17 protein-coding genes are annotated in these 24041 nt (G+C 62.5%); 9 read left to right on the top strand and 8 right to left on the bottom strand.

What is annotated here, in order from left to right:
* Positions 1-3: 3 nt before the first annotated feature.
* Positions 4-714: a response regulator gene (locus GTP55_RS07115; protein ID WP_161044219.1), complete on the bottom strand. Its 711-nt coding sequence runs from the start codon at positions 712-714 to the stop codon at positions 4-6.
* Positions 715-1246: 532 nt separating this feature from the next.
* Between GTP55_RS07115 and GTP55_RS07110 the strand changes: the two genes are divergently transcribed.
* Positions 1247-3898, top strand: a complete 2652-nt coding sequence (locus GTP55_RS07110; protein WP_229257781.1) for a TonB-dependent receptor — start codon at positions 1247-1249, stop codon at positions 3896-3898.
* Here GTP55_RS07110 and GTP55_RS07105 read toward each other — a convergent pair.
* Entirely contained in the window at positions 3895-4782 is an 888-nt protein-coding gene (locus tag GTP55_RS07105) for a LysR substrate-binding domain-containing protein (protein WP_161044217.1), read from the bottom strand. The two genes, GTP55_RS07110 and GTP55_RS07105, sit on opposite strands and share 4 nt — an antisense overlap.
* 77 nt (positions 4783-4859) lie before the next feature.
* On the opposite strand from GTP55_RS07105, the gene GTP55_RS07100 reads away from it, so the two are divergent.
* Positions 4860-5270 (top strand): CidA/LrgA family protein, encoded by a 411-nt coding sequence (locus GTP55_RS07100; RefSeq protein ID WP_202423602.1) that lies wholly within the window; start codon positions 4860-4862, stop codon positions 5268-5270.
* Positions 5267-5950, top strand: coding sequence for an LrgB family protein (locus GTP55_RS07095; RefSeq protein ID WP_161044216.1), 684 nt, complete (start codon positions 5267-5269; stop codon positions 5948-5950). The genes GTP55_RS07100 and GTP55_RS07095 overlap by 4 nt, the downstream gene beginning before the upstream one ends.
* Here GTP55_RS07095 and axe2C read toward each other — a convergent pair.
* Genes axe2C through GTP55_RS07065 form a run of 6 tightly spaced genes read right to left on the bottom strand, consistent with a single transcriptional unit; the run spans position 5937 to position 13731 of the window.
* Positions 5937-6977: a bifunctional acetylxylan esterase/glucomannan deacetylase AxeC2 gene (gene axe2C, locus GTP55_RS07090; protein WP_161044215.1), complete on the bottom strand. Its 1041-nt coding sequence runs from the start codon at positions 6975-6977 to the stop codon at positions 5937-5939. The genes GTP55_RS07095 and axe2C overlap by 14 nt on opposite strands.
* Before the next feature lie 3 nt (positions 6978-6980).
* Positions 6981-7727 carry a GDSL-type esterase/lipase family protein gene (locus GTP55_RS07085; RefSeq protein ID WP_229257779.1) on the bottom strand — a complete coding sequence of 249 codons (747 nt, stop codon included), beginning with the start codon at positions 7725-7727 and terminating at the stop codon, positions 6981-6983.
* Positions 7728-7738: 11 nt separating this feature from the next.
* Positions 7739-8938, bottom strand: a complete 1200-nt coding sequence (locus tag GTP55_RS07080; protein WP_161044213.1) for a glycoside hydrolase family 27 protein — start codon at positions 8936-8938, stop codon at positions 7739-7741.
* Entirely contained in the window at positions 8935-10257 is a 1323-nt protein-coding gene (locus GTP55_RS07075; protein WP_229257775.1) for a glycoside hydrolase 5 family protein, read from the bottom strand. The genes GTP55_RS07080 and GTP55_RS07075 overlap by 4 nt, the downstream gene beginning before the upstream one ends.
* 16 nt (positions 10258-10273) lie before the next feature.
* Positions 10274-12466: a beta-glucosidase family protein gene (locus GTP55_RS07070; RefSeq protein WP_161044212.1), complete on the bottom strand. Its 2193-nt coding sequence runs from the start codon at positions 12464-12466 to the stop codon at positions 10274-10276.
* Positions 12463-13731 carry a sugar MFS transporter gene (locus GTP55_RS07065; RefSeq protein WP_161044211.1) on the bottom strand — a complete coding sequence of 423 codons (1269 nt, stop codon included), beginning with the start codon at positions 13729-13731 and terminating at the stop codon, positions 12463-12465. Before GTP55_RS07065 ends, GTP55_RS07070 begins: the two co-directional genes overlap by 4 nt.
* Before the next feature lie 265 nt (positions 13732-13996).
* On the opposite strand from GTP55_RS07065, the gene GTP55_RS07060 reads away from it, so the two are divergent.
* The 6 genes from GTP55_RS07060 (at position 13997) to fdnG (ending at position 24033) form a co-directional block, all read left to right on the top strand.
* A complete protein-coding gene (locus GTP55_RS07060) occupies positions 13997-15025 on the top strand; it encodes a LacI family DNA-binding transcriptional regulator (RefSeq protein WP_161044210.1) in 1029 nt (342 codons plus the stop codon).
* 2 nt (positions 15026-15027) lie between these two features.
* Entirely contained in the window at positions 15028-16239 is a 1212-nt protein-coding gene (locus GTP55_RS07055) for an AGE family epimerase/isomerase (RefSeq protein ID WP_161044209.1), read from the top strand.
* 1 nt (position 16240) lies between these two features.
* On the top strand, positions 16241-17143 hold the full coding sequence (locus tag GTP55_RS07050; protein WP_161044208.1) for a carbohydrate kinase family protein: 903 nt from the start codon (positions 16241-16243) through the stop codon (positions 17141-17143).
* A gap of 110 nt (positions 17144-17253) precedes the next feature.
* On the top strand, positions 17254-19368 hold the full coding sequence (locus tag GTP55_RS07045) for a TonB-dependent siderophore receptor (RefSeq protein ID WP_161044207.1): 2115 nt from the start codon (positions 17254-17256) through the stop codon (positions 19366-19368).
* A 3-nt stretch (positions 19369-19371) separates the two neighbouring features.
* The gene (locus GTP55_RS07040; protein WP_161044206.1) at positions 19372-20823 is read left to right on the top strand and encodes a histidine-type phosphatase; all 1452 of its coding nucleotides are present in this window, start codon (positions 19372-19374) and stop codon (positions 20821-20823) included.
* A gap of 138 nt (positions 20824-20961) precedes the next feature.
* A complete protein-coding gene (gene fdnG, locus GTP55_RS07035) occupies positions 20962-24033 on the top strand; it encodes a formate dehydrogenase-N subunit alpha (protein ID WP_161044205.1) in 3072 nt (1023 codons plus the stop codon).
* Positions 24034-24041: the final 8 nt, after the last annotated feature.

The raw sequence follows: 24041 nt of genomic DNA, 5'->3' as shown, positions 1-24041 counted from the left end.
GACTCAGGCCGGGACGGCACTGACGTCCGCAGAAAACACATAGCCGGCGCCGCGCACGGTCTTGATCAGCGCCGGCTGCTTGCCGTCATCGTGCAGCCGCAGCCGCAGTTTGCTGATCTGCACGTCCAGCGAACGGTCGAGCGGGCCGGCGTCGCGGCCGCGCGTCTGCTCGCACAGCATGCTGCGGTCGAGGATATCGCCCGGATGTTCGACAAAATATTTCAGCAGCTGGTAATCGAGGCCGGTCAGCGGCACCAGCGCGCCGGCGGCATCGGTCACCGTGCGTTCCAGCAGGTCCAGCGTGAAGCCGACGAAACGGTAGTAGCGCGGCGTGGCCTGCACATCGATGCCGGCGCGGCGGTGGATCGCCTTGATGCGCGCCAGCAGTTCGCGCGGGCTGTACGGCTTGGCGATGTAGTCGTCGGCGCCCAGCTCCAGGCCGACGATGCGGTCGGCCTCGTCGGAACTGGCGGTCAGCATGATCACCGGCACGTTGGAGCGGCGTCGCACCACCTTACACAACGCAAAGCCGTCGGTATCGGGCAGCATCACGTCGAGGATCACCAGCGACAGTTGCTCGGCGTGGCGCGAGAATTCGGACTGGAAGCTCAGGCCGTCCTGCGCCAGCGTTACTTCGTATTGGTGCTTTTCCAGGTAGGTCTTCAGCAGGGCGCCGGCTTTCTGGTCGTCCTCCGCTATCAAAATCTTGCGCATGCGGCTTCCTGTTCGACTAGGTCAGGGATGATCGAGCTTTAGTATAACCACAAGATGGCAGAAAGAAAAAGCCGGGGCCCGGCGGGGCTCCGGCTCGGAAAGGAAGCACATCATCACAGGGAGAGAAATGTGATCCTGCGAGCGATTCTAGCACCGGCGTCCGGCCGCCCACGGATGCGCCAAGTGCTTGATTTATATAGCCCAACGGCACGGCGCATTACAATTCCTTACCCTGCTGCGGGAAAGCCGCCGCAAGCATGCGCGCCGGCCGCAACGCTACTCAATAAAAGCTTACAAAACTTAACAAAAATCTTCGCCCGGTGTTGTTGGGGCACGCCACCTGCACAGCTGCACTTGCCCGTTAATACGCTACGCCTAGTGAGTTTAGTAAAAACAAAGAAACTCCCTGGGATTTCAGGCTTTCGTTTGACCCTTGTTCTTTTGCGGCAAATACTGGGTTGTCAGATTGCTACATCTGACCATAATTCCAAAACAAGGAGACAACATGCTGCATCCCACGAGTAAGACTCTCATGAGTCTGGCCGTTGCCAGCGCCTGCGGTTTGACCAGCGTGGCAACTCACGCGCAAACAGGCGACAGCGCAAGCGGCGACACATCTGCCCCATCCACCAGCATCAGCGCGGATCAGATTCCGGAAGTCAAAGTCACCGCCACCCGCTATTCCACCTCTCTGCTGAAAACCCCGCTGGCCGTCACCGCCGTCACGCAGGAACAGCTGACGCGCAAAGGCGTCACCAGCCTGAGTGACCTGAGCGGCGAAATCCCCAACGTGGTGATCGAAAACACCGGCCTCGATTCAGCGGTGCAGATCACCATCCGCGGCATCACCTCGACCAACTTCACCGAGACCGGCGACCCGGCGGTCGGCTTCCACGTGGACGGCATGTACTCGCCGCGTCCACAAGGCGCGCAGGCGCTGATGTTCGACCTGGAACAGGTGGAAGTGCTGCGCGGCCCGCAAGGCACGCTGTTCGGCCGTAACTCCACGGGCGGCAGCATCAACGTGATTCCCGCCAAACCCGATTGGACCGGCAACTACGGCAAGGCCGATCTGGACCTCGGCAACTACAACAAGAAGCAGATCAACCTGATTCAGAACGTGGTGGTCAACGACGCGCTGGCACTGCGCGCCACCTTCATGAAGGTGAAGCGCGACGGCTACGCCAACCAGACCCGCGACCTGAGCGAAGCCAACGCGCCGGCGCTGGGCTGGATCCCCAACGGCAAGCCGGACGTCGACCAGCGCTTCAACCGCGTGATCGGCCCGAGCGAGTTCTATACCAATCAAAACGAATGGGCCGGCCGCCTGACCGCGCTGTTGAAGGTGAACCGCGACATCACCGCCAAGGCGGCGTATGAAGAGTTCCAGGACTCCAGCGCCGGCGGTTCCAACTTCCGCGACTGCGACGCCGGCGCCGGCACGCGCTACGCCTGCACGCCCGGCCAGGGCGAGTGGGACATCAACGTCAACGTGCCGGGCCACACCGACATGAAGATCCGCACGCTGCGCACGGGCGTCAACTGGAACCTCAACGATCACACCAGCCTGGACTACACTTTCCAGGTGGCTGACCAGCGCCGCTCGGAAATCACCGACGACGACAAGGGCTTGCAGAACGCCGCGCCGTTCCAGATCAACGGCGCCTATCCGAATTCGGTCGACGGCAACTGGGGCACCTGGCCGCTGACCGATTCCTTCCACCGCACGCTGGACTCGCGCTACCTGTCCACCGTGCACGAAGCGCAGCTCAAGCAGCAGCTGGGCAGCCTGAAATACGTGGCGGGCCTGTTCTGGATGCACGAGCGGAACGCCATCGACTACGAGCAGACCAACACCATCCAGAAACCGTACGGCGATGTCGGCAGCGTGCTGTATCACCAGCCCAACCGCCAGGTGGACGCCAAGGCCGCCTTCGCGCAGGCCGACTGGCAGTTTGTGCCGACATGGACCGCCACCGCCGGCGCGCGCTACAGCATCGACAGCAAGGAAGATAAAGGCGGCCAGGTCTACGGCGCCAACTGGATCGGCAATGCGGCCTACTACAACGGCTGGTATTCGCAAGGCACGCCTGGCACGCCGGGCTTCCACGTCCACGACGGCACCGACCTGGCGCCGGGCATGGGCGGCAGCGTGGCGGCTTACAGCCTGTATGGCGCGCCGACCTCGAACGATCACAAACAGACGTGGAACAAGGTCACCTGGCGCCTCGGCCTGCAAAAGCAGATCGACAACAACAAGATGGTGTACGGCTCCATCTCCACCGGCTACAAGGCCGGCGGCTTTGCCGACAAGACGGACAGCTGCAACAGCCACCTGTGCGCCGACGGCAAACCGGGCGTGGTCACCTTCCTGCCTTACGATCCGGAGACGGTCACCAACTATGAGCTGGGCTTCAAAGGCAAGTTCCTGGACAATAAACTGAGCCTGTCCGCCACGGCCTTCTTCATGAAGTACAAGGGCATGCAGCTGACCGGCACCTACTTCGTCAACCAGATCATCCCGGACAACGGCCTGCCCTGCCCGGCGGACCAGCCTAAGTGCGATGTGTACGAAACCTGGCGCACCATCAACGTCGGCAAGGTCAATATTCCCGGCCTGGAACTGGAGTGGGATTACCGCCCATGGCGTGGCGGCCGTTTCGGCGGCGGCTTCGCCTACATCAACACCAGCATCCACGACTTCAATTCGTACAGCGACGATTACCAGTGCGATGTACGCACCGAGCTTGGCCTGCCGGCATGCCCTGCGGTGTACAGCGGCAGCGACAAGACGCTGCTGGGCCGCCGCCTGGCCAACATCGAGGGCAACCACTTGCCGAATACGCCCAAGTATCAGCTCAACCTGAACTTCTCGCAGGAGTTCGGGCTGGATAACGGCTACAGGGTGATCCCGTACGTGAAGCTGAACTGGCGCGACAAGGCGTACTTCGATCTGCTTAATTCCGGCTTCGCCCACATCGGCCGCTTCCAGGATGCTTATGCGACGGGCGATGCGTCGGTGCGGTTTGAAACGCCGGAAGACACATGGCACGCGGAGCTGTATGTCCGCAACTTCACCGACAAGCATGCCAAGACCAGCACCGATTCGGCATTCGGCGGCTTCATGAAGGCCAACTACATCGAGCCGCGCATGTTCGGCTTCCGCGTGGGAGCCAACTTCTAAACTTTACTGCGCACCAGATCGAGCCAGGCGCGCGCGGCGAACGACAAGTGGCCGCCGCGCCGCCAGGCCAGCATCAGCTTCCAGTCCAGGGCTGGTTCCTCCAGTTTGACCACGGTGAACTGGCCCTTTTCCAGCGTGTCGCAAAACACCTTGGGCAGAAGCGTGATGCCCACGCCCAGCCGCACCAGCGAGGCGACAAAATCCCATTGACCACTGCGCCCGCTGATGCGCGGCGTGAAGCCGGCGCGCAGGCAGGCGTCGGCAATGATGTCGTTCAGCGCGAAGCCCTCGCCGTAGAAGATAAATGCGCAATCGGCCAGCTCGCGCAGCCGCACGCCGCGCTGGCCGCGCCAGGCGGAATCCTTCGGCGCCAGAAGGCACATTGGCGACGTCAATAGCGGGAAGGAGTCGAACTCCTGCCACGCGGCCTGATTGGACGGGTGATCCAGCATGGTGCCCATTTCCAGCACGCCGCTGCGCAGGTCCGCTTCGATGCCTTGCGAGCCGCCCTCGAACAGCTTCAGTTCTATCTGCGGATGACGCTTGTGATACGCGGCCAGCAGCGGCGCCAGTGGCGCGTGTGATTGCTGGGTGACGCCGAGCCGGAGGTCGCCGCGCCGCAGCTGCTGCAGGTCTTGCAGCTCGACGCCCATCTCTTCGTGCATGGCCAGCAGCGCGCGGCCGCGTTGCAGCACCACGTTGCCGGCGTCCGTCAGCGTGAAGCGCTTGCCGACCCGTTCCAGCAGTGTGAGGTCGAGCGACTGCTCCAGCTGCTGGATCATCTTGCTGACGGTGGGCTGGGTGACGTGCAGCGCTTCGGCGGCACGGCTGAAGCCCTGCTGATCGACGACGGCGACAAAATAGCGTAGCGCGCGGATATCCATGATCTATTCCAAATGAGAATGATTTTGATAATTTTAATTCATTTTATCTTTTAACTGCCGCAGCCTAGAATGGCAGCATGAAACGTATTATCTACACACTGGCGCAGGTTCTGGGGCTGATCGCGGCATGGTATGCCGCCGACCGCCTCTCGGCCTGGGTCGGATTGCCCTTCTCCGGCGGCGTGGTCGGCCTGATCATCATGGTCATCCTGCTGCAAAGCGGCGTGCTGCGTCCGGCCGCCATCGAGCATGGTGCCGACTGGCTGCTGTCGAATATGCTGTTGTTCTTTATTCCGCTGGTGGTATCGGTGGTGCAGTTCACCGGCCTGCTGAAGGAAGACGGCCTGCGGCTGTTCGCCGCCATCGGCATCGGCTTCACCTGCGTGATGCTGGCCACCGCCTTTACCGTGGAATGGGTGTGCCGCTTTGAGCGCGGCCGCAAGCTGCGCCGCTTGCGCGCCGATCGTGGCAAAACGGCGGCGGCATGAAACCCCTCTTCTTCCTGCTGCTGACGCTAGGCCTGTTCTACGCGAATCAGGCGCTGCACAAACGCTATCCGCGCATCTGGCTGACGCCCGCCATCGCCACCTCGGCGGTGCTGATCGCGGTGGTGCAGCTGTCGTCCACGCCCTTCCCGGTATATTTTGGCGACACGCACTGGCTGTCGTGGCTACTCGGCCCGGCGACCGTGGCGTTTGCGCTGCCGATTTATCAGTATCGCGAACTGGTCAAGGAACACTGGCTGGCGCTGTCGCTGGGCAGCTTGGCCGGCATCGCCGCCTCGCTGGGTAGCACACTGCTGCTTGACCGCTTGCTTGGCCTGCACGGCAGCATGGCGCAAAGCCTGCTGGCGCGTTCGGTGTCGACGCCTTTTGCGCTGGAGGCCACGCGTCACCTGGGCGGCTCGGCGCAGCTGACCGGCGTGTTTGTCATCATCACCGGCTTGTTCGGCATCCTGCTGGGACAAGTGCTGCTGGCGCGCCTGCCGCTGCGGATGCGCATCGCGCGCGGTGCGCCGTATGGCGCGGCGGCCCACGGCTTCGGCTTGAGCAAGGCACGCGCCATCGGCCCGCAGGAAGGCGCGGTCGCCAGCTTGACCATGATCTTCAGCGGCGTGCTGATGGTCTTGCTGGCGCCCTTGTTGGGTCACATCCTCACCAGCGCATAACCGCGCGCACCTGCGGCAGCAGGTCGTCGGCCATGCTGGCGTGCTGCTCGCGGGTGGGGTGCGCGTCGATGGCATCGCCCGGATAGTGGGTGGAGGCGATGGCGCGCACCCGCGGGTCCGCCACGATACGGACCGTGTCGGCGATGTAGCTATGTAGCGCCGCCTGCTTTTCACTGTGCAGGATAGCCCCCTCGGTAAGCATGATCTGCGCCTGCGGATGGTCTCGCAGCAGGCGGCGCACCAGCGACAGGTAGGCACCGACATACTCGTCACGGTCCGGTATGCCGGTGGTCATGTCATTCGTGCCGATGGCCACAATAATCGCGTCCGGCCGGTAGTCGCGCTGATCCCACGGCACACTGTCCGGTTGCGTGGGCAGCGCCATGCCGTAGTAGTCGGCCAGATTCAGCTCATTGGTTTTGCCCTCCCACGTGCGGATCAGCCCACGGCCGCCGTAGCACACCAGCTGCACCTGCGCATCAAGACGCCGCGCCAGCAGCATGCCGTAGGACGCGCGGGGATTGGCCCAGGAAGCATCCGCCTTTTCGCCGGCCACACGGTCCATCGATGCGCCACACGTGACCGAATCGCCCAGCACCATCAGCTTGCGGCCGGGCAGCGCCGGCGCGGCGCGCCAGCCGCCATCCGTATCGAAGGACAGCAGCGCAGCCGTGCCTTGCCAGGTTTCCGAGCGGTTGACGATTTCCGCCGCGTGCGCGCCGGGTTTCAATCCGTCGGCCAGCACGGTGGTCTGGCGACCGGCTTCCAGCCGCAGCTTGCGCGGCACGCCGTCAATCAGCACATCCACATAGCTGTCCGTGCCGCTGGCCTGCGTGACTGCGCTCAGGCGCGTGCCGTCAAAATTCAGGTAGAAACTCACGCCCGGATAACTGAACCGCACGCCGCCATCGCCCGCCACCTGCGCGCGGCCCATACGGGCGACATGCGCATCGCTGGCGGCGATGGGGTCAGCGGAGACGCCAGCCGCTACTGCGGCCAGCAGCAAAGCCATTGCACGCAGTCGCATGGCTTACTCCATCAGCTTGCGGACGGCGGGCAGCATGGCGTCGGCCCAGATCTGATAGCCCTTGGGAGTGGGATGCAGGAAGTCCCCCATCACCTCGGCCGCTATGTCGCCACTGGGCTGCAGGAAGAACAGGCCATAGTCCTGGTAGAACACATGCTGGCCGTCGTTCAGGCCCGCCACCATGCGGTTCAGCTCCACCACCTTGATGCGCTGCGGGCTATGCGTGTACTGGCCGTATGGCAGTACGGCGTTCAGCAGGATGCGCGCATCGGGATAGATCTTGCGCAGCAGCTCGACCACTGCCTTCACGCCCTGGTAGACCTGCTCCGGCGTGGCGTCACAAAAACCGAAGTTGTTGACGCCGATGGTCAGCACCACGGCCTTGGGATGCAGCTTTTCGGCATGGCCATTTTGCAGGCGCCACAACAGGTTGCCGGTGTGGTCGCCGCCGACGCCAAAGTTGGCCGTGCGCCAGGCGCCGAAAGCGCGCTCGAAGACCGCCTGGTTCCACATCGCGGTAATCGAATCGCCGACGAACAGCAGATCGACGCCACCCTTGTCAGCCACCGCCACGTCGTCGTCGAAGAACTGCCGCCAGCCGGCGACCGACATCCACGGATAGTCTTTCTGGCGCGGCGCCGGCGTCAGACCGCAGGCGCCGCCATCAGGCTTGACTACTGCCGGCGCATCGGCCGCCAGCGCAGGAATACAAGCTGCCGCCAGCAATAGCGAAGTCAAAAACTTGCGCATCGTCTTTCCCGTCATTTTGTTTTCAGCCGCAGCAGCAGGACGCTATGCGGCGCCACGCTGGCTTCCAGCTTTTTGCTGGTGTCGCCGTATTTTCCGCCCCAGATATCGCGCCAGCCGTAGACCGCCTTCTTGAAGTCCACTTCGCGCTTGCTCAGCTCATCGCTGACGAAGTTTGCCTTCCAGTCGTAACTGAGGTTCACCGCCTGCTCGCCGCGATTGAGCACCATCAGCGCCCACTCGTTGTTGGCCAATGGCCTGGCCCAGTACTCCAGGCGTCCGTCGTCAAAGAACTTCCACGCCTGGATGCCCGCCTGGTCCTGGCTGATGGCGATGACGTCCCTATTGGCCAGGATGCTGCGGGTGGATTCCGGCATCTTGCGCAGATCATTGCCGAGGATGAGCGGGGACGCCATCATGGCCCAGATCGAGAAATGCGCGCGGTCTTCATCGCCGGTCATGCCCATGCCCACCTCCAGCATGTCCATATCGTTCCAGTGCCCCGGACCGGCATATTTGCGCAGGCCGGCCTGGCGGTCGAGGATGCGCAGCACGCCGAGGCGCGAGAACGCATCATGATTCAGTTCGCAGTTCCAGCACGGGTAGATGTCGGCGGTGGTGCGCCAGGAATGGCCGATGTCCTTGCCCCACTCCCAGGCCTTGTTGTCGCCCCATTCGCACATGCTGAGCAACATCGGCCGGCCGGCGGCGCGGATGGCGTCGCGCATGGTGGTGTAGGCGCCGGGGGCGCTCAGGCCCTTGGTGTCGCACCAGTCATACTTGACGTAATCGATGCCCCAGTCGGCATAGGTCTTGGCGTCCTGGTACTCGTGGCCACGGCTGCCAGGCTTGCCGCCGCAGGTAGTGGCGCCGGCGTCCGAATAGATGCCCAGCTTGAGGCCCTTGCTGTGCACATAGTCGGCCAGCGCCTGCATCCCGGACGGGAAGCGCTGCGGGTCGGGATGAATGAAGCCATCCTTGTCGCGCTGCCCGTGCCAGCAATCGTCGATGTTGACGTACTGGTAGCCGGCATCCTTGAGGCCCAGCTTGACCATGGCGTCCGCCGTATCGCGGATCAACTGTTCGTTGATGTCGCAGGCGAACGAGTTCCAGCTGTTCCAGCCCATTTGCGGCGTGTTGGCCAGCCCATCGAATTTCTGGGCGTGGACGTTGGCACCGACCAGCAGCGCCAATAATATCAGCAGGCGTTTCATCGCTTGATCGCGTGCAGTTTGTCGGCGTATTCCTTGATCAGCACCAGCGAGGTCACGTCCGAATCAAAGACCGAATACAAGCCCTGCTCTTCCTGCGGCGGATCGCCGACAAAGTCGTTACCCGGCTTCCACCAGTAATCCGCATTGGCTGCGCGGCCGGCGCCACCCCATGCCCAGAAATTGAAACCGGCAATCGGATCGCCCTTCTGCGCGCGCGTGGCGACAATCTCGAATACTTCGCGGTAGAAGCGGTCGCGGATATGCGTGGTGGACTTGATGCTGAACGATGGACCATCGCGGTCCAGGCCAAACTCTTCCAGCACGATTGGTTTGCCCAGTTTCTTGGCCAGCTCGATATGCGAGTTCAGATAGTCGCGGCTCTTGGTAATGGCGTTGTCCCAGCTACCGGTCGGGTTGTTGGAATCGAACCAGCTCCAGTTTTTCGGCCACAGGTGATAGGTCAGGTAGTCGATATTCCTGCTGCGGTGGGCGTCGAGGTAGAGCTGCGCATCCTGCGCCGACCCAGCCAGCCCTTCGCTGCCGCTGCTGACCAGGTGATTGCGGTCCAGGCTATGGATGTAGCCGGCCACGTCGTCGATCCACTTGACGTACACCGCCTTCTCTTCCGGCGTCGCGTTGCCATTGCCGGGACGAGGCTCATTCGCCAGCTGCCACGACATGATGTGCGTATCTTCGGCGTACGGCTTGCCGGTGATGGTGTTGACGCGCTTGACGATTTTCGCGATCACATTGCGGTACTCGGCCTGCGCAGCGGCGTTGCGGTAGAAGCCCGCCGTCTTCTGCATATAGGTGTCGTAGTCCTTGGTCACGTTCGGGTCCAGCGCCGGCGTGCCTTCAAACCAGTTCAGGTACTGCGTCATGCCGCCCGACCACTGCCAGAAGTTGTTCAGGTAAAGCACCACCGTCATATCGCGCTTGGCCACTTCCGCCATCAGAAAGTCCAGGCCTGTCAGCAGCTCTTCGTCATACTGGCCCGGCGCATTGGTGGTGGCGGGACGCACAGCGCTCTTCATGTCGGTCTTTTCGGACACCGCCAGCACGCGCAGGTTGTTGATGCCGATGGCCTTCATGTTATCCAGCTCTTTGAGCAAGCGCGCGCGTTCGCCCACGCCGCCGGCCGCACCCAGATAGCCGCCGTACCAGAAGTTGGCGCCAACGATGTAATACGCCTGCCCATTGCGGGCGAAGTGGGTCTTGTTGACGGTGACGAAGTCGCCCTTGGCGGCAGGCGCCGCTTCCACGATGCCGCAGGCGCCGATCATCAATGCCGCTGCGCAGAATTTGTACAGTTGTTTCAAGTCTCGCTCCTTGGTTTTATTTTCCTGCCACGTTCAGCGTGCGCTGCGGCAGTTGGACAGTAATACTGGCGGCCTTGCTATCTGCCGCATCATGCGCCAGCAGCACCTTGTAACCACCCTTGGCGATACGCCAGGTCTTGCTCTTGCTATCGAAGACGCCGAGCAGGCGCGGATCGACGGTGACGCTGACTTCCTTGCTTTCGCCAGGCGCCAATTCAACCTTGTCCCAGCCGACCAGACGTTTCGGCGCTTCCCACTTGGCGCTCACAGGCGCCACGTACAACTGCGGCACATCCTTGCCCTTCACCGCACCGGTATTGGTGATCTTGAACTTCAGTTGCAACTTGCCTTCCTTCTGGCTGGCGGCCAGGCCCGTGTAGGCGAACTGCGTGTACGACAGGCCGTGACCGAACGGGAAAAGTGGCTTCAGGCCCTTGAGGTCAAACCACTTGTAACCAACCGCTGCGCCTTCATGATAATTGACTGTGAAGCGCACGGTCTCGTTCTTCGGATCACCATCCAGCTTGGGACGCGGCAGCTGGCTTTCCGATGCAGGGAAAGTGGCCGGCAAGTGGCCGGACGGATTGACCTCGCCGAACAACACGCGCGCAATCGCCTCGCCGCCGCGCGTTCCCGGATACCACGCCTGCACAATCCCGGCAGCCTGGTCGACCCACGGCATCAGCACCGGGCCGGAAGTCTCCAGCACCACCACGGTTTTCGGATTGGCCTTGGCCACCGCGCCGATCAGCGCATCCTGATTGTCCGGTAGCGCCAGCGACACGGCGTCCAGCGCCTCGCCGATCCACTGCTGCGCGAATACCAGCACCACGTCGGCGCCTGCAGCGGCTTGCGCGGCGGCGGCCGGATCGCTGCCATCGTTGTAGATGACCTGCGCGCCCGGCGCCCGCGCCTGAATCGCCTTCAGCGGCGACGATGGGTGATACACCACAGGCCCCGGCCACGAAGTCGGCGCGATGCCAGGCACCGCATTGCCGCCGATCGGATACACCAGCGACGAACCGCCGCCGGCCAGCACGCCCACGTCCGCATGCGCGCCGATGATGACGATCTTTTTCGCGCCGGCCTTCAGCGGCAGCACGTCGCCCGCGTTCTTCAGCAGCACCAAGCTATCTTCCGCGTCGGCGCGGCTTACCAGGGCGTGGGCGTCGAAATCGATATTGCCGCCTTCAGCCACCGGATTATCCACTACACCCTTGTCGAACATGGCGCTCAGGATGCGGAACACCATGTTGTCGAGACGTGCTTGCGGCACATGGCCGTTGACCACCGCCTCTTCCAGCGCGCCGCCGAAGTATTGCGACTTGTCGAACTCCCAGCCGGATTGCTGATCCAGCCCGGCGTTGGCCGATTCCACCGTGCTGTGGGTCGCGCCCCAGTCGGTCATCACATAGCCTTTGTAGCCCCAGTCCTTCTTCAGCACCTGGTTGAGCAGGTAGTCGTTTTCGCAGGCGTACACGCCGTTCAGGCGATTGTAGGAACACATCACCGAACCGGGGTCGGCCTGCTCCATCAGCAGCTGGAAGGCCAGCAGGTCGGACATGCGGTTGCTGGCGTCATCGATACGCGCATCGAGAATGAAGCGTCCCGTCTCCTGGTCGTTGACGGCGTAATGCTTCATGGTGGCGATGATGTTGTTGGACTGGATGCCGCGCACCTGTTGCGCCACCATGGTGCCGGCCAGCAGAGGATCTTCACCGGCATATTCAAAGTTGCGGCCATTGCGCGGTTCGCGCAGCAGATTGACGCCGCCGGCCAGCATGACGTTGAAGCCGGAAGCGCGCGCTTCGGCGCCGATCATCGCGCCGCCCTTGTAGGCCAGGTCGCGGTCCCACGTGGCGGCGGTGGCCAGGCCGGATGGCAGCGAAGTGCGTTCGCGCGGCGTCTTAGACGCCTGCGTGGCAACGCCAAGGCCGGCGTCAGTCTCAAACAGCGCCGGCAGGCCAAGACGCGGCACGCCTTCAATATAGCCGGCCGATGAAGGCAGCGCGGCCGGATGTTTCTTGGTCTTGTTGCCGAAGTCGGAGCCAAAGTGGCCCAGCACCCACTTCAGTTTTTCCTGCTGCGTCATTGCCTGCAGCGCGAGTTCGGCGCGCTTGTCGGCGTTCAGTGACTTGTCCATCCATGGTTCGGCCGCCTGCGCCGACATCGCCGCCAGCGCCAGTGCAATCGCCAGTTTCAGCTTCATACGGTCTCCTTGTTATACATGCCCGCGTACTTCAGGCCAAAATACAGGATGAACACATAGCAGGCCGCCGGCACGAAGAACGACTGTTGCAGGCCGATGGTGTCCGCCAGCAGTCCTTGCGCGAACGGCACCAGCGCGCCGCCTACGATCGCCATGCACAGGATGCCCGAGCCCTGACCGGTCTGCTTTCCCAGCTTGTGCAGCGCCATGCTGAAGATGGTCGGGAACATGATGGAGTTGAACAGGCCGACGGCGATGATGGACCACATGGCCACCTGACCATGTCCGAAGATCGCCAGCAGGATCAGGGCGATGGAAGCGGCCGAGTTGAAGGCCAGCGCCTTGCCCGGGCTGATGTAGCGCATGACGGCAAAGCCGATGAAGCGGCCGACCATGGCGCCGCCCCAGTAGTAGCTGACGTAGTGCGCGGCGGCGCCGTTGGACAGGCCGGCGATATTGGCCTCGCCCAGGAAGTTAATCAGGAAGCTGCCGATGCTGACTTCCCCGCCCACGTACAGGAAGATGCCGATGGCGCCCAGCAGCAGATGGCGATGCGCCAGCACGCCGGTCTGCACCGACGATACTGCGCCGCCGTCGCCGGCGTGGCTGATCTTCGGCAGCCGCACCAGCGCAAACAAGACGGCCAGCGCCAGCAGCGCTGCGGCCAGCACCAGATACGGGCCTTGCACGGCAGCCGCTTCCTCCGCCTTGGAGCGGACCAGGCCCGGGATGGCTGGCGCGCCTTCCGACAGGATCAGGAAGCCACCCAGCGCCGGTGCGATCGTCGTACCCAGAGAGTTGAAGGCCTGCGTCAGCGTCAGGCGGCTGGACGCGGTGGCTGGTTCGCCCAGCACCGTCACATACGGATTGGCCGCTACCTGCAGAATGGTAATGCCACTGGCGAGCACGAAGAACGCCAGCAGGAACAGGGCGTAGCCGTTCATCGAGGCCGGGAAGAACAGCGCGCAGCCGGCGGCTGCGATCACCAGTCCAGTTACCGCGCCGCGCTGGTAGCCGATCTTTTTGATCAGCATCCCGGCTGGCAGCGACACAATGAAGTAGGCGCCGAAGAAGCAGAACTGCACCAGCATGGCCTGCACATAATTGAGCGTGTAGATCGATTTAAGGTGGGGAATCAGCACGTCGTTGAGTGAGGTCAGCAGCCCCCACATGAAGAACAACAGCGTGATGATGATCAGCGGGACGGTGTTCCCGCCTTCCGTATGGCCGTGCGGGCGCACAGCTGCGGATGCAACGTGTTCCATCAATGTCTCCAGGTTTTTATATTATTGAAAAGATTCTGCATGCCGGCCGGCCCACGGTCAAACGCCATGCGTATTTTGGCCGCAGTTTAGTCACCTTCACTAAACACGCCTAACCCGGAGAGACGCGGGCCTGGCGGGAGTCTGGGCGGCTAAAGCCTGCTTGTTTAGTAAATTGCGCTAAACTCAAAGGTGAACTCGATGTGTCGTTTGACCGTCAATAGACGCTTATGCAAGACTGCATCCACACCGGAGGAGACATATAACAATGGGCACGAACATCACGATCAGGGATATCGCCCGGGTCGCTGGCGTATCGGCGGGGACGATTTCACGCGCACTGAAAAATGAGCCCGGCCTGACCGAAGCAACCCGCCAGATGGTGCTGGAAACAGCGCGCGATCTGGGCTACGACTTTTGCAAGCTGCGTCCCAAGCGCCTGCGCCGCCTCACCTTTCTGCTGCACCGCCAGCACAACACGGCGTCCAGCAGCCCGTTCTACTCGCCGGTGCTGCACGGCGCGGAGGAAGCCTGTCGCAAGCAGGGCATCGTGCTGTCGTTCATGGCGGTGGGGCCGGCCGATGGCCTGATCGACCAGATACGCATGCATGCGCCGGACGGTATCGTCTGCGCCGGCTTCTTTGAACCGGAGACGCTGAGCGCCCTGCGCTCGACCGGCAAGCAGCTGGTGCTGATCGATATGAAGCTGCGCGGTTACAGCTCCGTCAATCCAGACAACATGATGGGCGGCTACCTGGCCACCAAGCATCTGATCGACACCGGCCGCACGCGCATCGGCTTCATCTCCGGTCCGCTGGCGCATTACTCCATCCGCGAACGAGCGCGCGGCTACCGCCAGGCGCTGTTTGAAGAAGGCATCCTGGCCGATCCCCGGCTGGACGCCGGCCTGCCGGATGGCGTGGACCTGGAAACCGGTGCATGGGAAGCGATGGAGCAGCTGCTCGACCTGCCGCATCCGCCGGACGCGGTGTTCTGCTACAACGACAGCGCTGCGCTGGTGGCCATGCGCTGCTGCATCGCCAGGGGATTGAAAGTCCCGCACGACATCGCGATCGTCGGCTTCGACGACATCTCGACCGCCGTGCTGGGACATCGCCCCCTGACCACGCTGCGCATCGATAAAAAAGCGCTGGGCGCGCTGGGCGTGGAAATGCTGCTCAACGGCCCGCACGACGAGCCGGTGGAGAAAATCTCGCCGGTGGAATTGATCATCCGCGCCAGCACCGTCACGGAAGGCTGGCGCCCCAAGAACCTCCTCAACTTCAAACGGACCTGATAATGGCCCCAGATTTCCGATCCCGCACCACCCTGCTCAACCACATCCGCCACACCAAGAATTTCTACGACAGCCGCTGTGTCGACCCGAGCGGCGGTCTGTATCACTTCTATAAAGACGATGGCACGGTCTACGATGCGCACACGCGCCACCTGGTCAGCAGTACGCGCTTCGTCTTTAACTATGCGATGGCGTGGCGGCAGTTTGGGGACGAGGCGGACCGGCAGCGCCTGCGCCATGCGCTGGACTTCCTGCGCGAAGTCCACCGCGATCCGCACACAGGCGGCTACGCATGGGAACTGAAGTGGAAGGACAACGTCCTCACCGTCATCGACGGCACCAACCATTGCTACGGCCTGGCCTTCGTGCTGCTGGCCTACAGCCATGCGCTGATGGCCGGCGAAACGCAGGCGGCTGAATGGATCGGTGAAACCTTCGCGCTGATGGAGCGCCGCTTCTGGGAACCGGAGCACGGCCTGTATGCGGACGAAGCCAGCGCCGACTGGTCGCGCGTGGACAGCTATCGCGGCCAGAACGCCAATATGCACGCCTGCGAAGCGCTGATCGCCGCCTTTGAAGCCACCGGCAACCGCGACTACCTGCTGCGCGCCGAAACGCTGGCGCACAACATCACCATCCGCCAGGCCGCGCTGGCCGACAACATGGTGTGGGAACATTATCACGACGACTGGTCGGTGGATGCGGAGTACAACCGCAACGACAAGACCAATATCTTCCGCCCTTGGGGCTATCAACCCGGCCACCTGACCGAATGGGCCAAGCTGTTGCTGCTGCTGGAGCGCCATGGCGCACAGCTGTCGCTCAATCCGCGCTGGCTGCTGCCGCGCGCGGTGGAGTTGTTCGACGCGGCGCTGGCCAAAGCCTGGGACCATGAGCATGGTGGCATCTACTACGGCTTCGCGCCGGACGGCAGCATCTGCGACGATCTCAAATACTTCTGGGTGCAGGCCGAGAGCCTGGCTACCGCCGCCCTGCTGGCGGACCGCACCGGCGAGGCGCGTTACTGGACCTGGTACGACAAGATCTGGACCTACAGCTGGGAGCATTTCGTCGACCATCAATACGGTGCGTGGTATCGCATCCTCGGCGCCGACAACAGCAAGCTGACGGACGAGAAAAGCCCGGCCGGCAAGGTGGATTACCACACCATGGGCGCGTGCTATGAGGTGTTGAACGTGTTGAAGAAGGACTGAGATGGGCTTCCCTTTATTTGTGGCGGCGGGCGAGGCGCTGACCGATATGATCGTGCAGGATGCGGCGCAGCAGCACTGGCTTGGCCAGGTTGGCGGCTCGACCTGGAATGTGGCGCGGGCGATGGCCAAGCTGGAGGTACCGACGGCGTTCGCCGGCGCCATCAGCCAGGACGTGTTCGGCGATGCGCTATGGCAGGCCAGCGAAGCGGCGCGCCTGGATCTGCGCTTCCTGCAACGCCATGCGCGTTCACCGCTGCTGGCCATCGTGCATCGCACCGATCCGCCGGCCTACTTCTTCGTCGGTGACGACAGCGCCGATTTGCATTTCGATGCCACGCAACTGCCGCAAGGCTGGCGCGCGCAGTGCAAGTGGGTGCACTTCGGCGGCATCAGCCTGGCGCGTCAACCGCTGGCGGACAAACTGGTGGCGCTGGCCGAGCAGCTCAAGCAGGACGGCGTGCGCATCAGCTACGACCCTAACTACCGCGTGCTGATGGACGAACGGTACGACGCCACACTGCGTCGCATGACGGAACTGGCCGATGTGGTCAAGGTGTCGGAAGAAGACCTTGAAGGGCTGTTCCGCACCAGGGACATCGCCACCGCCTTCGATACGCTGCGCAGCTGGAACCCCGCCGCCACCTATTTATATACCAAGGGTGGCGCCGGCGCCTCGCTGCACATCGGCGACGCCGCCTGGTCGCTGCCGGCGCCGCGGATCGAAGTGGTCGACACGGTCGGCGCCGGCGACGCCAGCATCGCCGCGCTGGCGTGGAGCATGATGCACCGCGAATACGAGGAACCCTTACAGCACCTGCGCTTCTGCGTTGCGGCCGGCGCGGCTGCCTGTCTGGCGCAAGGCGCGTCGCCGCCGTCGCTGGCCGCCATTGAGGCGTTGTTGTAAATCGGTGTAAATCGTTATTACCTGAGGAAGAATCGGCAGCTCGTCATACTGGCGTCATATGCCGCCGATACGATGTTGGGCTTTATCTGTCCAACTTCCTCAGGTCCTTCATGTCCTCGAAAAATCCTTTCGCTCCATCCCGTCTGCAACTCGCCCTGGCTACCGCCGGCCTGTGCGCCCTCCACTTCTCGGCCATCGCTGCGGAGGATGTCGGCGGCGCGCTGTCCACGGTGGAAGTCAAAGCCACCGTCGAAAAGAAAAAGCTCGGCGACAGCGTCAGCAGCGGCGCACTGGGACGCAAGTCGGAACTGGATACGCCCTTCTCCACCAAGTCCGTCTCCAGCGACGAAATCGAAGACCGCCTGGCCACCAGCATTTCTGAAGTGCTGAAGTACGATGCATCGGTCACCGCCATCTCGCCGCCAATCTCCACCCACCCGGCCACCATCCAGATGCGCGGCTTGCGCCTGGATGACCTGAACGGCTACAAGGTTAACGGCCTGGCCAACATCAACCGCGGCACCGAAATGCCGCTGGAGATGTTTGAGAGCGTGGAAGCCCTGAAAGGCCTGACCGGCTATATGTACGGCTTCGGTTCGCCGGGCGGTATCATTAACTATGTGACCAAGCGTCCAACCACCGAGAAGACCTTCAGCGCGGCGATGGGCTACCAGGAAGGCGGCGCAATCAAGGAGCATATCGATACCGGCGGCCGTCTCGGCGAAGACGGCGACTTCGGCTACCGTCTGAATCTGGTGCACGAAGACGGCGACGTCAAACAGGAAAGCGGCTCGATCAAGCGCAACGCTGCGGGCCTCAATCTGGAATGGCGCGTGACCAGGGACCTGGCGCTGACCTACGACGCGATCTATCAGCGCCGCCGCAGCGTGGGCGGCACCGACATCATCCTCACCGCCACCACCCCATTCAAGATCCCTGCCCCGCTGGACGGCGACACCAAACTCAATAGCATCGGCGCAGGCAGCGATGTGGAATACACGCTGGCCACCACCGGCATCGAATACCGCCTTGCGCCGGACTGGACTGCCAACGCCTCGTACCGCACCTCGGACTCCACCCGCGTGTACAAGAAGGACCAGTACTACCTCACCAGCAACGTGGGGGACTACTACGACCGTATTACCTCGGAGCTGCACGGCTACCATTTCGACCAGGTGCAGGCCACCATCAACGGCAAGTTCAATATCGCCGGCATGGGCAATGACCTGGTGCTGGGCCTGATGTCGCAGAACTTGGTTTCGACGTCCTCGGTGGTCACGCCAAAGGTCAAGATCGGCACTGGCAAGCTGTTTGCACCGACCATCTACAGCGCCGCCACCGTCAATTACAGCGGCGGCACCTACCGCGACGAGACCACCCGCCAGGAAGCGCTGTTCGCCAGCGACACGCTGAAGTTCAGCGACGCCTGGTCGCTGGTAGCCGGCGCGCGCTACACGCGCTTCACCGACAACGCCTACTCGACCAAGGGCGTGCTGACCGCCAGCTATCCGGCAAACAAAACCACGCCAACCGTCGCGCTGATGTTCAAGCCAGCCGCCGACACCACGCTGTACGCCAGCTACGTGGAAGCGCTGGAGCAGGCCGCCTCCGCGCCGACCACCACCGTCAACGCCAACCAGACCTTCGCGCCGATCAAGAGCAAGCAATCGGAAGCCGGCGTCAAGATGGAGCGCAGCTGGTGGAACGCCACCGCTTCGCTGTTCCACATCGAGCGCGGCGCGCAGTACACCAACGCCAGCAACGTCTATGTGTCGGATGGCCAGTCCAAATACAATGGCCTGGAAGTAAACAGCGTGGTGCAGGCGGCGAAGAACCTGTCCGTCGAAGGCGGCATCATGCTGCTGGACGCGTCGCTGGAAGATGCGGCGCCGGGCTACAGCGGCAAGCGCGCCGTTGGTGCGCCACGCCGTCAGGCATCGATTCAGGCCACCTTGCGCGATGTGCTGCCAGGCCTGGCGCTGCACGTCGGTTCGCAGTATCTGGGCGAACTGCCGATGGATGCGGCCAACGTCAACACGCTGCCGGCCTACACGCTGTTCGATGCGGGCTTTAACTATCGTCACCGCTATTTCGGCAAGATGGTTAGCGTGCGCATGAATATCTCCAACATCGCCAACCGCAAATACTGGACCTACTACCAGGAGAACTACCTGAACATCGGTGCGCCGCGCACTGCCAGCGTCAATGTTCGCGTAGACTTCTAAACCATGAAACCACTCCGTCTTGCGGCCGGCGCCGCGTTGTCCCTGCTGTTGTCGCACGCGTATGGCGAGCAGTTTTATCAAACCAAAACGCCGTACGCACCGCAACAAGCCAGCGCCAGCTACGAGAAGGCGCCCGCCGGCTACACGGCGGTCTACACGCAGCTGCTGGCCCGCCACGGCTCGCGTGGCCTGAGCAGCTTCAAGACGGATCTGGCGCTGTACAACCTGTGGCAACTGGCAGCGCGGCAGGATGCGCTGTCGCCGCTGGGCCGCCAGCTGGGGCCCGATATTGAAGCGATGATCAAGGCCAACGCGCTGCTGGGCTATGGGGTGGATGGCATCAGTAAGCCAGGCTACGGCAACGAGACCATGCAGGGCGTGGACGAACACACCGGTCTCGCTCAACGCCTGCATGCGCGCTTGCCGGCGCTGTTTCGCGATGCGGAGAAGGACCAGCGCCGCATCGTGGTGCTCAGTTCCGGCAAGGACCGGGCGGTGGACAGCGCCGCCTTCTTCAGCCGCGCGATGACCGCGCAGCAGCCTGGCCTGGCGCCGCTGATCGACGCCGGCACCGACCGCACTACCCTCTACTTCCACAAACTGAACGCCAGGCAGGATGGCGTAACGCCGGAAGCCACGCTGGCTTACCAGCGCTGGGACCAGAGCGATGAACTGCAAGCCCGCAAGGCCGCCATTCACGCCGATCCGCGTCTGAAGGCGGCCGCGCTGTCGACGCTGGGCGCCTTGTTCTCGCCGGCGTTTATCGCGGCGCTGGAACAAGGCCATGTCAGCGCCGCCAATGCCGGCACGCGCAGCTACACCAGCGCCGATGGCAAGTTCACCACCAATCTCACCGGCGATGGTGATACCAAAATCGCTACCGTCACCGACGCCGCGCTGGCGCTGTATGAGCTGTACGCCGCCGCAGCCGATATGGAAGCCGAGCTCAAAGCCGACTTCACCAAATACGTCCAGCCGCAGCAAGCCCGCGTGTATGCCGAAGCGGAAGACGCCGTCGCCTTCTACGAAAAAGGCCCGGGCATCAAGGAGAACGGCGACGTCACCTGGCACATGGCCGGCGCGCTGGTCGCTGATTTCTTCCGCGAGGCCGACGCCATCGCCGCCGGCAAACGCGTCAACGCAGCCAAGCTGCGCTTCGCCCATGCCGAAATCGTCATTCCGTTCGCCAGCGCGCTGGGACTCAAAAGCATGTCCGAACAATTGCCTCGCGCAGAAACTTATAGTTACGACAATAGCCCATGGCGCGGCGCGCAAGTCGCGCCGATGGCGGCCAATATTCAGTGGGATCTGCACAAAAATGCAGCGGGCCGCACCCTCGTCCGCATGCTGTACAACGAGCGCGAAACCGACTTCAAGCCGGCCTGCGACGCGGCCCGCATTGCGCCGGCCAGCCACTTTTACGACTACCAGCGCCTAAAACGTTGTTACAAGTAGCATAAAAATTATCAATTCGCCCATACCAAAAGGCGATTCTGGCTAGAAAGCAACAATTAATACAATTCTGCACTCGCGGGCGGCTGAGTCAAAATGGTAAACTGGGAAGGTCATCAGACAAACAAGAGAGGTATTCCCATGAACCAGATGTCGAGACGCCAGTTCCTTCGGGTAACCGGCGCGACCATCGCGGGTTCGAGCATTGCGCTCCTCGGCTTTGCGCCGGCAACGGCCTTGGCCGAAGTCCGGCAGTACAAGCTGGCGCGCAGTACCGAAACCCGCAACACTTGCCCCTACTGCTCCGTCGGTTGCGGCATTTTGATGTACGGCCTGGGCGACGGCGCCAAAAACGCCACCGCCAGCATCATCCACATTGAAGGCGACGCCGACCACCCGGTCAACCGCGGCACGCTGTGCCCGAAAGGCGCTTCGCTGATCGACTTCATCCACTCGCCGAACCGCCTGCTCGCGCCGCAATACCGCGCGCCTGGCGCCAGCGAATGGAGCCCGATGTCGTGGGATGACGCGCTGAACCGCATCGCCAAACTGATGAAGGCTGACCGTGACGCCAACTTCATCGAAAAAACCGAAGACGGCAAAACCGTCAACCGCTGGACCACTACCGGCATGCTGTGCGCTTCGGCGGCCAGCAACGAAGTCGGCTATTTAACCCATAAAACGATGCGTGCCACCGGCATGCTCCCATTCGACAACCAAGCACGTGTTTGACACGGTCCAACGGTGGCAGGTCTTGCCTCGACATTTGGACGTGGTGCGATGACGAATCACTGGGTTGACATCAAGAATGCTGATGTCATCCTGGTCATGGGCGGCAACGCAGCAGAAGCACACCCTTGCGGGTTTAAATGGGTCACGGAAGCCAAGGCGCATCGCGGCGCCAAGCTGATCGTGGTCGATCCACGCTTTACCCGAACGGCTTCGGTAGCGGACCATTACGTCGCTACGCGTACCGGCGCGGATATCGTGTTCCTGGGCGGGATCATCAATTACCTGCTCACCAACGACAAGATTCAACACGAGTACGTTCGTAACTACACGGACATGCCGTTTATCGTCCGCGAAGATTTCGCCTTCAACGACGGCCTGTATTCGGGCTGGGACGACGCGGCCAACAAGTACACGGACAAGAGCAGCTGGAACTACGAGATGGGCGACGACGGCTATGCCAAGGTCGACCCGACGCTGGAGCATCCGCGCTGCGTGTACCAGTTGATGAAGAAGCACTACGCGCGCTACACGCCGGAAATGGTGGAGCGGGCCTGCGGCGTGCCGCCGGAGAAATTCCATCTGGTGGCCGAAGCGCTGGCCTCGACCGCTGTGCCGGGCCGTGCCGCGACCATCCTGTACGCACTGGGCTGGACCCAGCACTCGACCGGCGCGGAAACCCTGCGCACCGGCGCCATGGTCCAGCTGCTGCTGGGGAATATGGGTATCGCCGGCGGCGGCATGAACGCACTGCGCGGCCACTCCAATATCCAGGGTCTGACCGACCTGGGCCTGCTGACCAATATGCTGCCGGGTTACCTGACCCTGCCAGGCGAGGCCGAGCAGGATTGGGACGCCTATGTTGCCAAGCGCGCGCTGAAACCGCTGCGTCCGAACCAGCTGAGCTACTACAGCAACTCCAAGAAATTCCTGGTCTCCTTCATGAAGGCCTGGTGGGGCGACGCGGCGACGGAAGAAAATAACTACGCCTTCGACTACCTGCCGAAGCTGGATAAACCTTACGACATGATGCAGGCTTTCGAGCTGATGAATCAGGGTAAGATGACCGGCTACATCTGCCAGGGCTTCAACATCCTGGCGTCCGGCCCGGACAAGCAGAAGATCACCGACTCGCTGTCCAAGCTGAAGTGGCTGGCCATCATGGACCCGCTGCAGACCGAAACCGCCGAGTTCTGGAAACCGCACGGCGACTTCCACAAGGTCGATCCGACGCAGATCCAGACCGAGGTGTTCAGCCTGCCGACCTCCTGCTTCGCGGAAGAACGCGGTTCGCTGGTGTCGTCGTCGCGCGTGCTGCAATGGCACTGGCAAGGCGCCGAGCCGCCAGGCCAGGCCAAGTCCGACCTCGACATCATGTCGGCGCTGTTCTTGCGTCTGAAAAAGGCGTACCAGACCGAAGGCGGCAAGTTCCCGGACCCGATCCTGAACCTGACCTGGAACTACAGCAACCCGAACTCGCCGACGCCGGAAGAGATCGCGATGGAATTCAACGGCAAAGCGCTGAAGGAAATCACCGATCCGAAAGATCCGACCAAAGTCATCCTGAAAAAGAACGAGCAGCTGGCAGGCTTCGCCCAACTCAAGGACGATGGCAGCACCGCCTGCGGTTGCTGGATCTTTGCCGGTTCGTGGACCGCCGCCGGCAACCAGATGGGCCGCCGCGACAACAGCGACCCGACCGGTATCGGCAATACGCTGAACTGGGCCTGGGCCTGGCCGGCCAACCGCCGCGTGCTGTACAACCGCGCCTCGACCGACATGAAGGGCAAGCCGTGGGATCCAACCCGCAAGCTGATCGCCTGGAATGGCACCTCGTGGTCCGGCGCCGACGTGCCCGACTACAAGGCCGACGAGCCGCCGGAAAACGGCATGGGTCCGTTCATCATGCTGGCCGAAGGCGTGGCGCGCTTCTTCTCGCGTGACGCGATGGCCGAAGGGCCGTTCCCGGAACACTACGAGCCGTTTGAATCGCCGATCGGGCACAACCCGATGCACCCGAACAATCCCAAGGCCTTCAACAACCCGGCCGGCCGGATGTTCCCGAACGACCGCAAGAAACTGGGCAAGAAGGACGAGTACCCGCATGCGGCCACCAGCTACCGCTTGACCGAGCACTTCCACTTCTGGACCAAGCACGCGCGCCTCAACGCCATCGTGCAGCCGGAGCAGTTCGTCGAAATCGGCGAAGCGCTGGCCAAGGAAGTCGGCGTGGTGCATGGCGACCGGGTCAAGGTGTCGTCCAAGCGCGGCTACATCATTGCCAAAGCGGTGGTGACCAAGCGTATCAAGCAACTGACGATTGACGGCAAACCGATGCACCACGTCGGCCTGCCGATCAACTTCGGCTTCAAGGGCCTGACCAAACCGGGCTACCTTGTCAACACGCTGACGCCTACCGTGGGCGACGGCAATTCACAGACACCGGAATCGAAATCGTTCCTGGTGAAAGTGGAAAAAGCTTAAGCCGAAGG

It is taken from the genome of Duganella margarita, from assembly GCF_009857535.1.
Classification (GTDB): Bacteria; Pseudomonadota; Gammaproteobacteria; order Burkholderiales; family Burkholderiaceae_D; genus Rugamonas; species Rugamonas margarita.
Note: the sequence above shows the minus strand (reverse complement) of the source record. Positions and strands in the feature narration are given on the sequence as shown.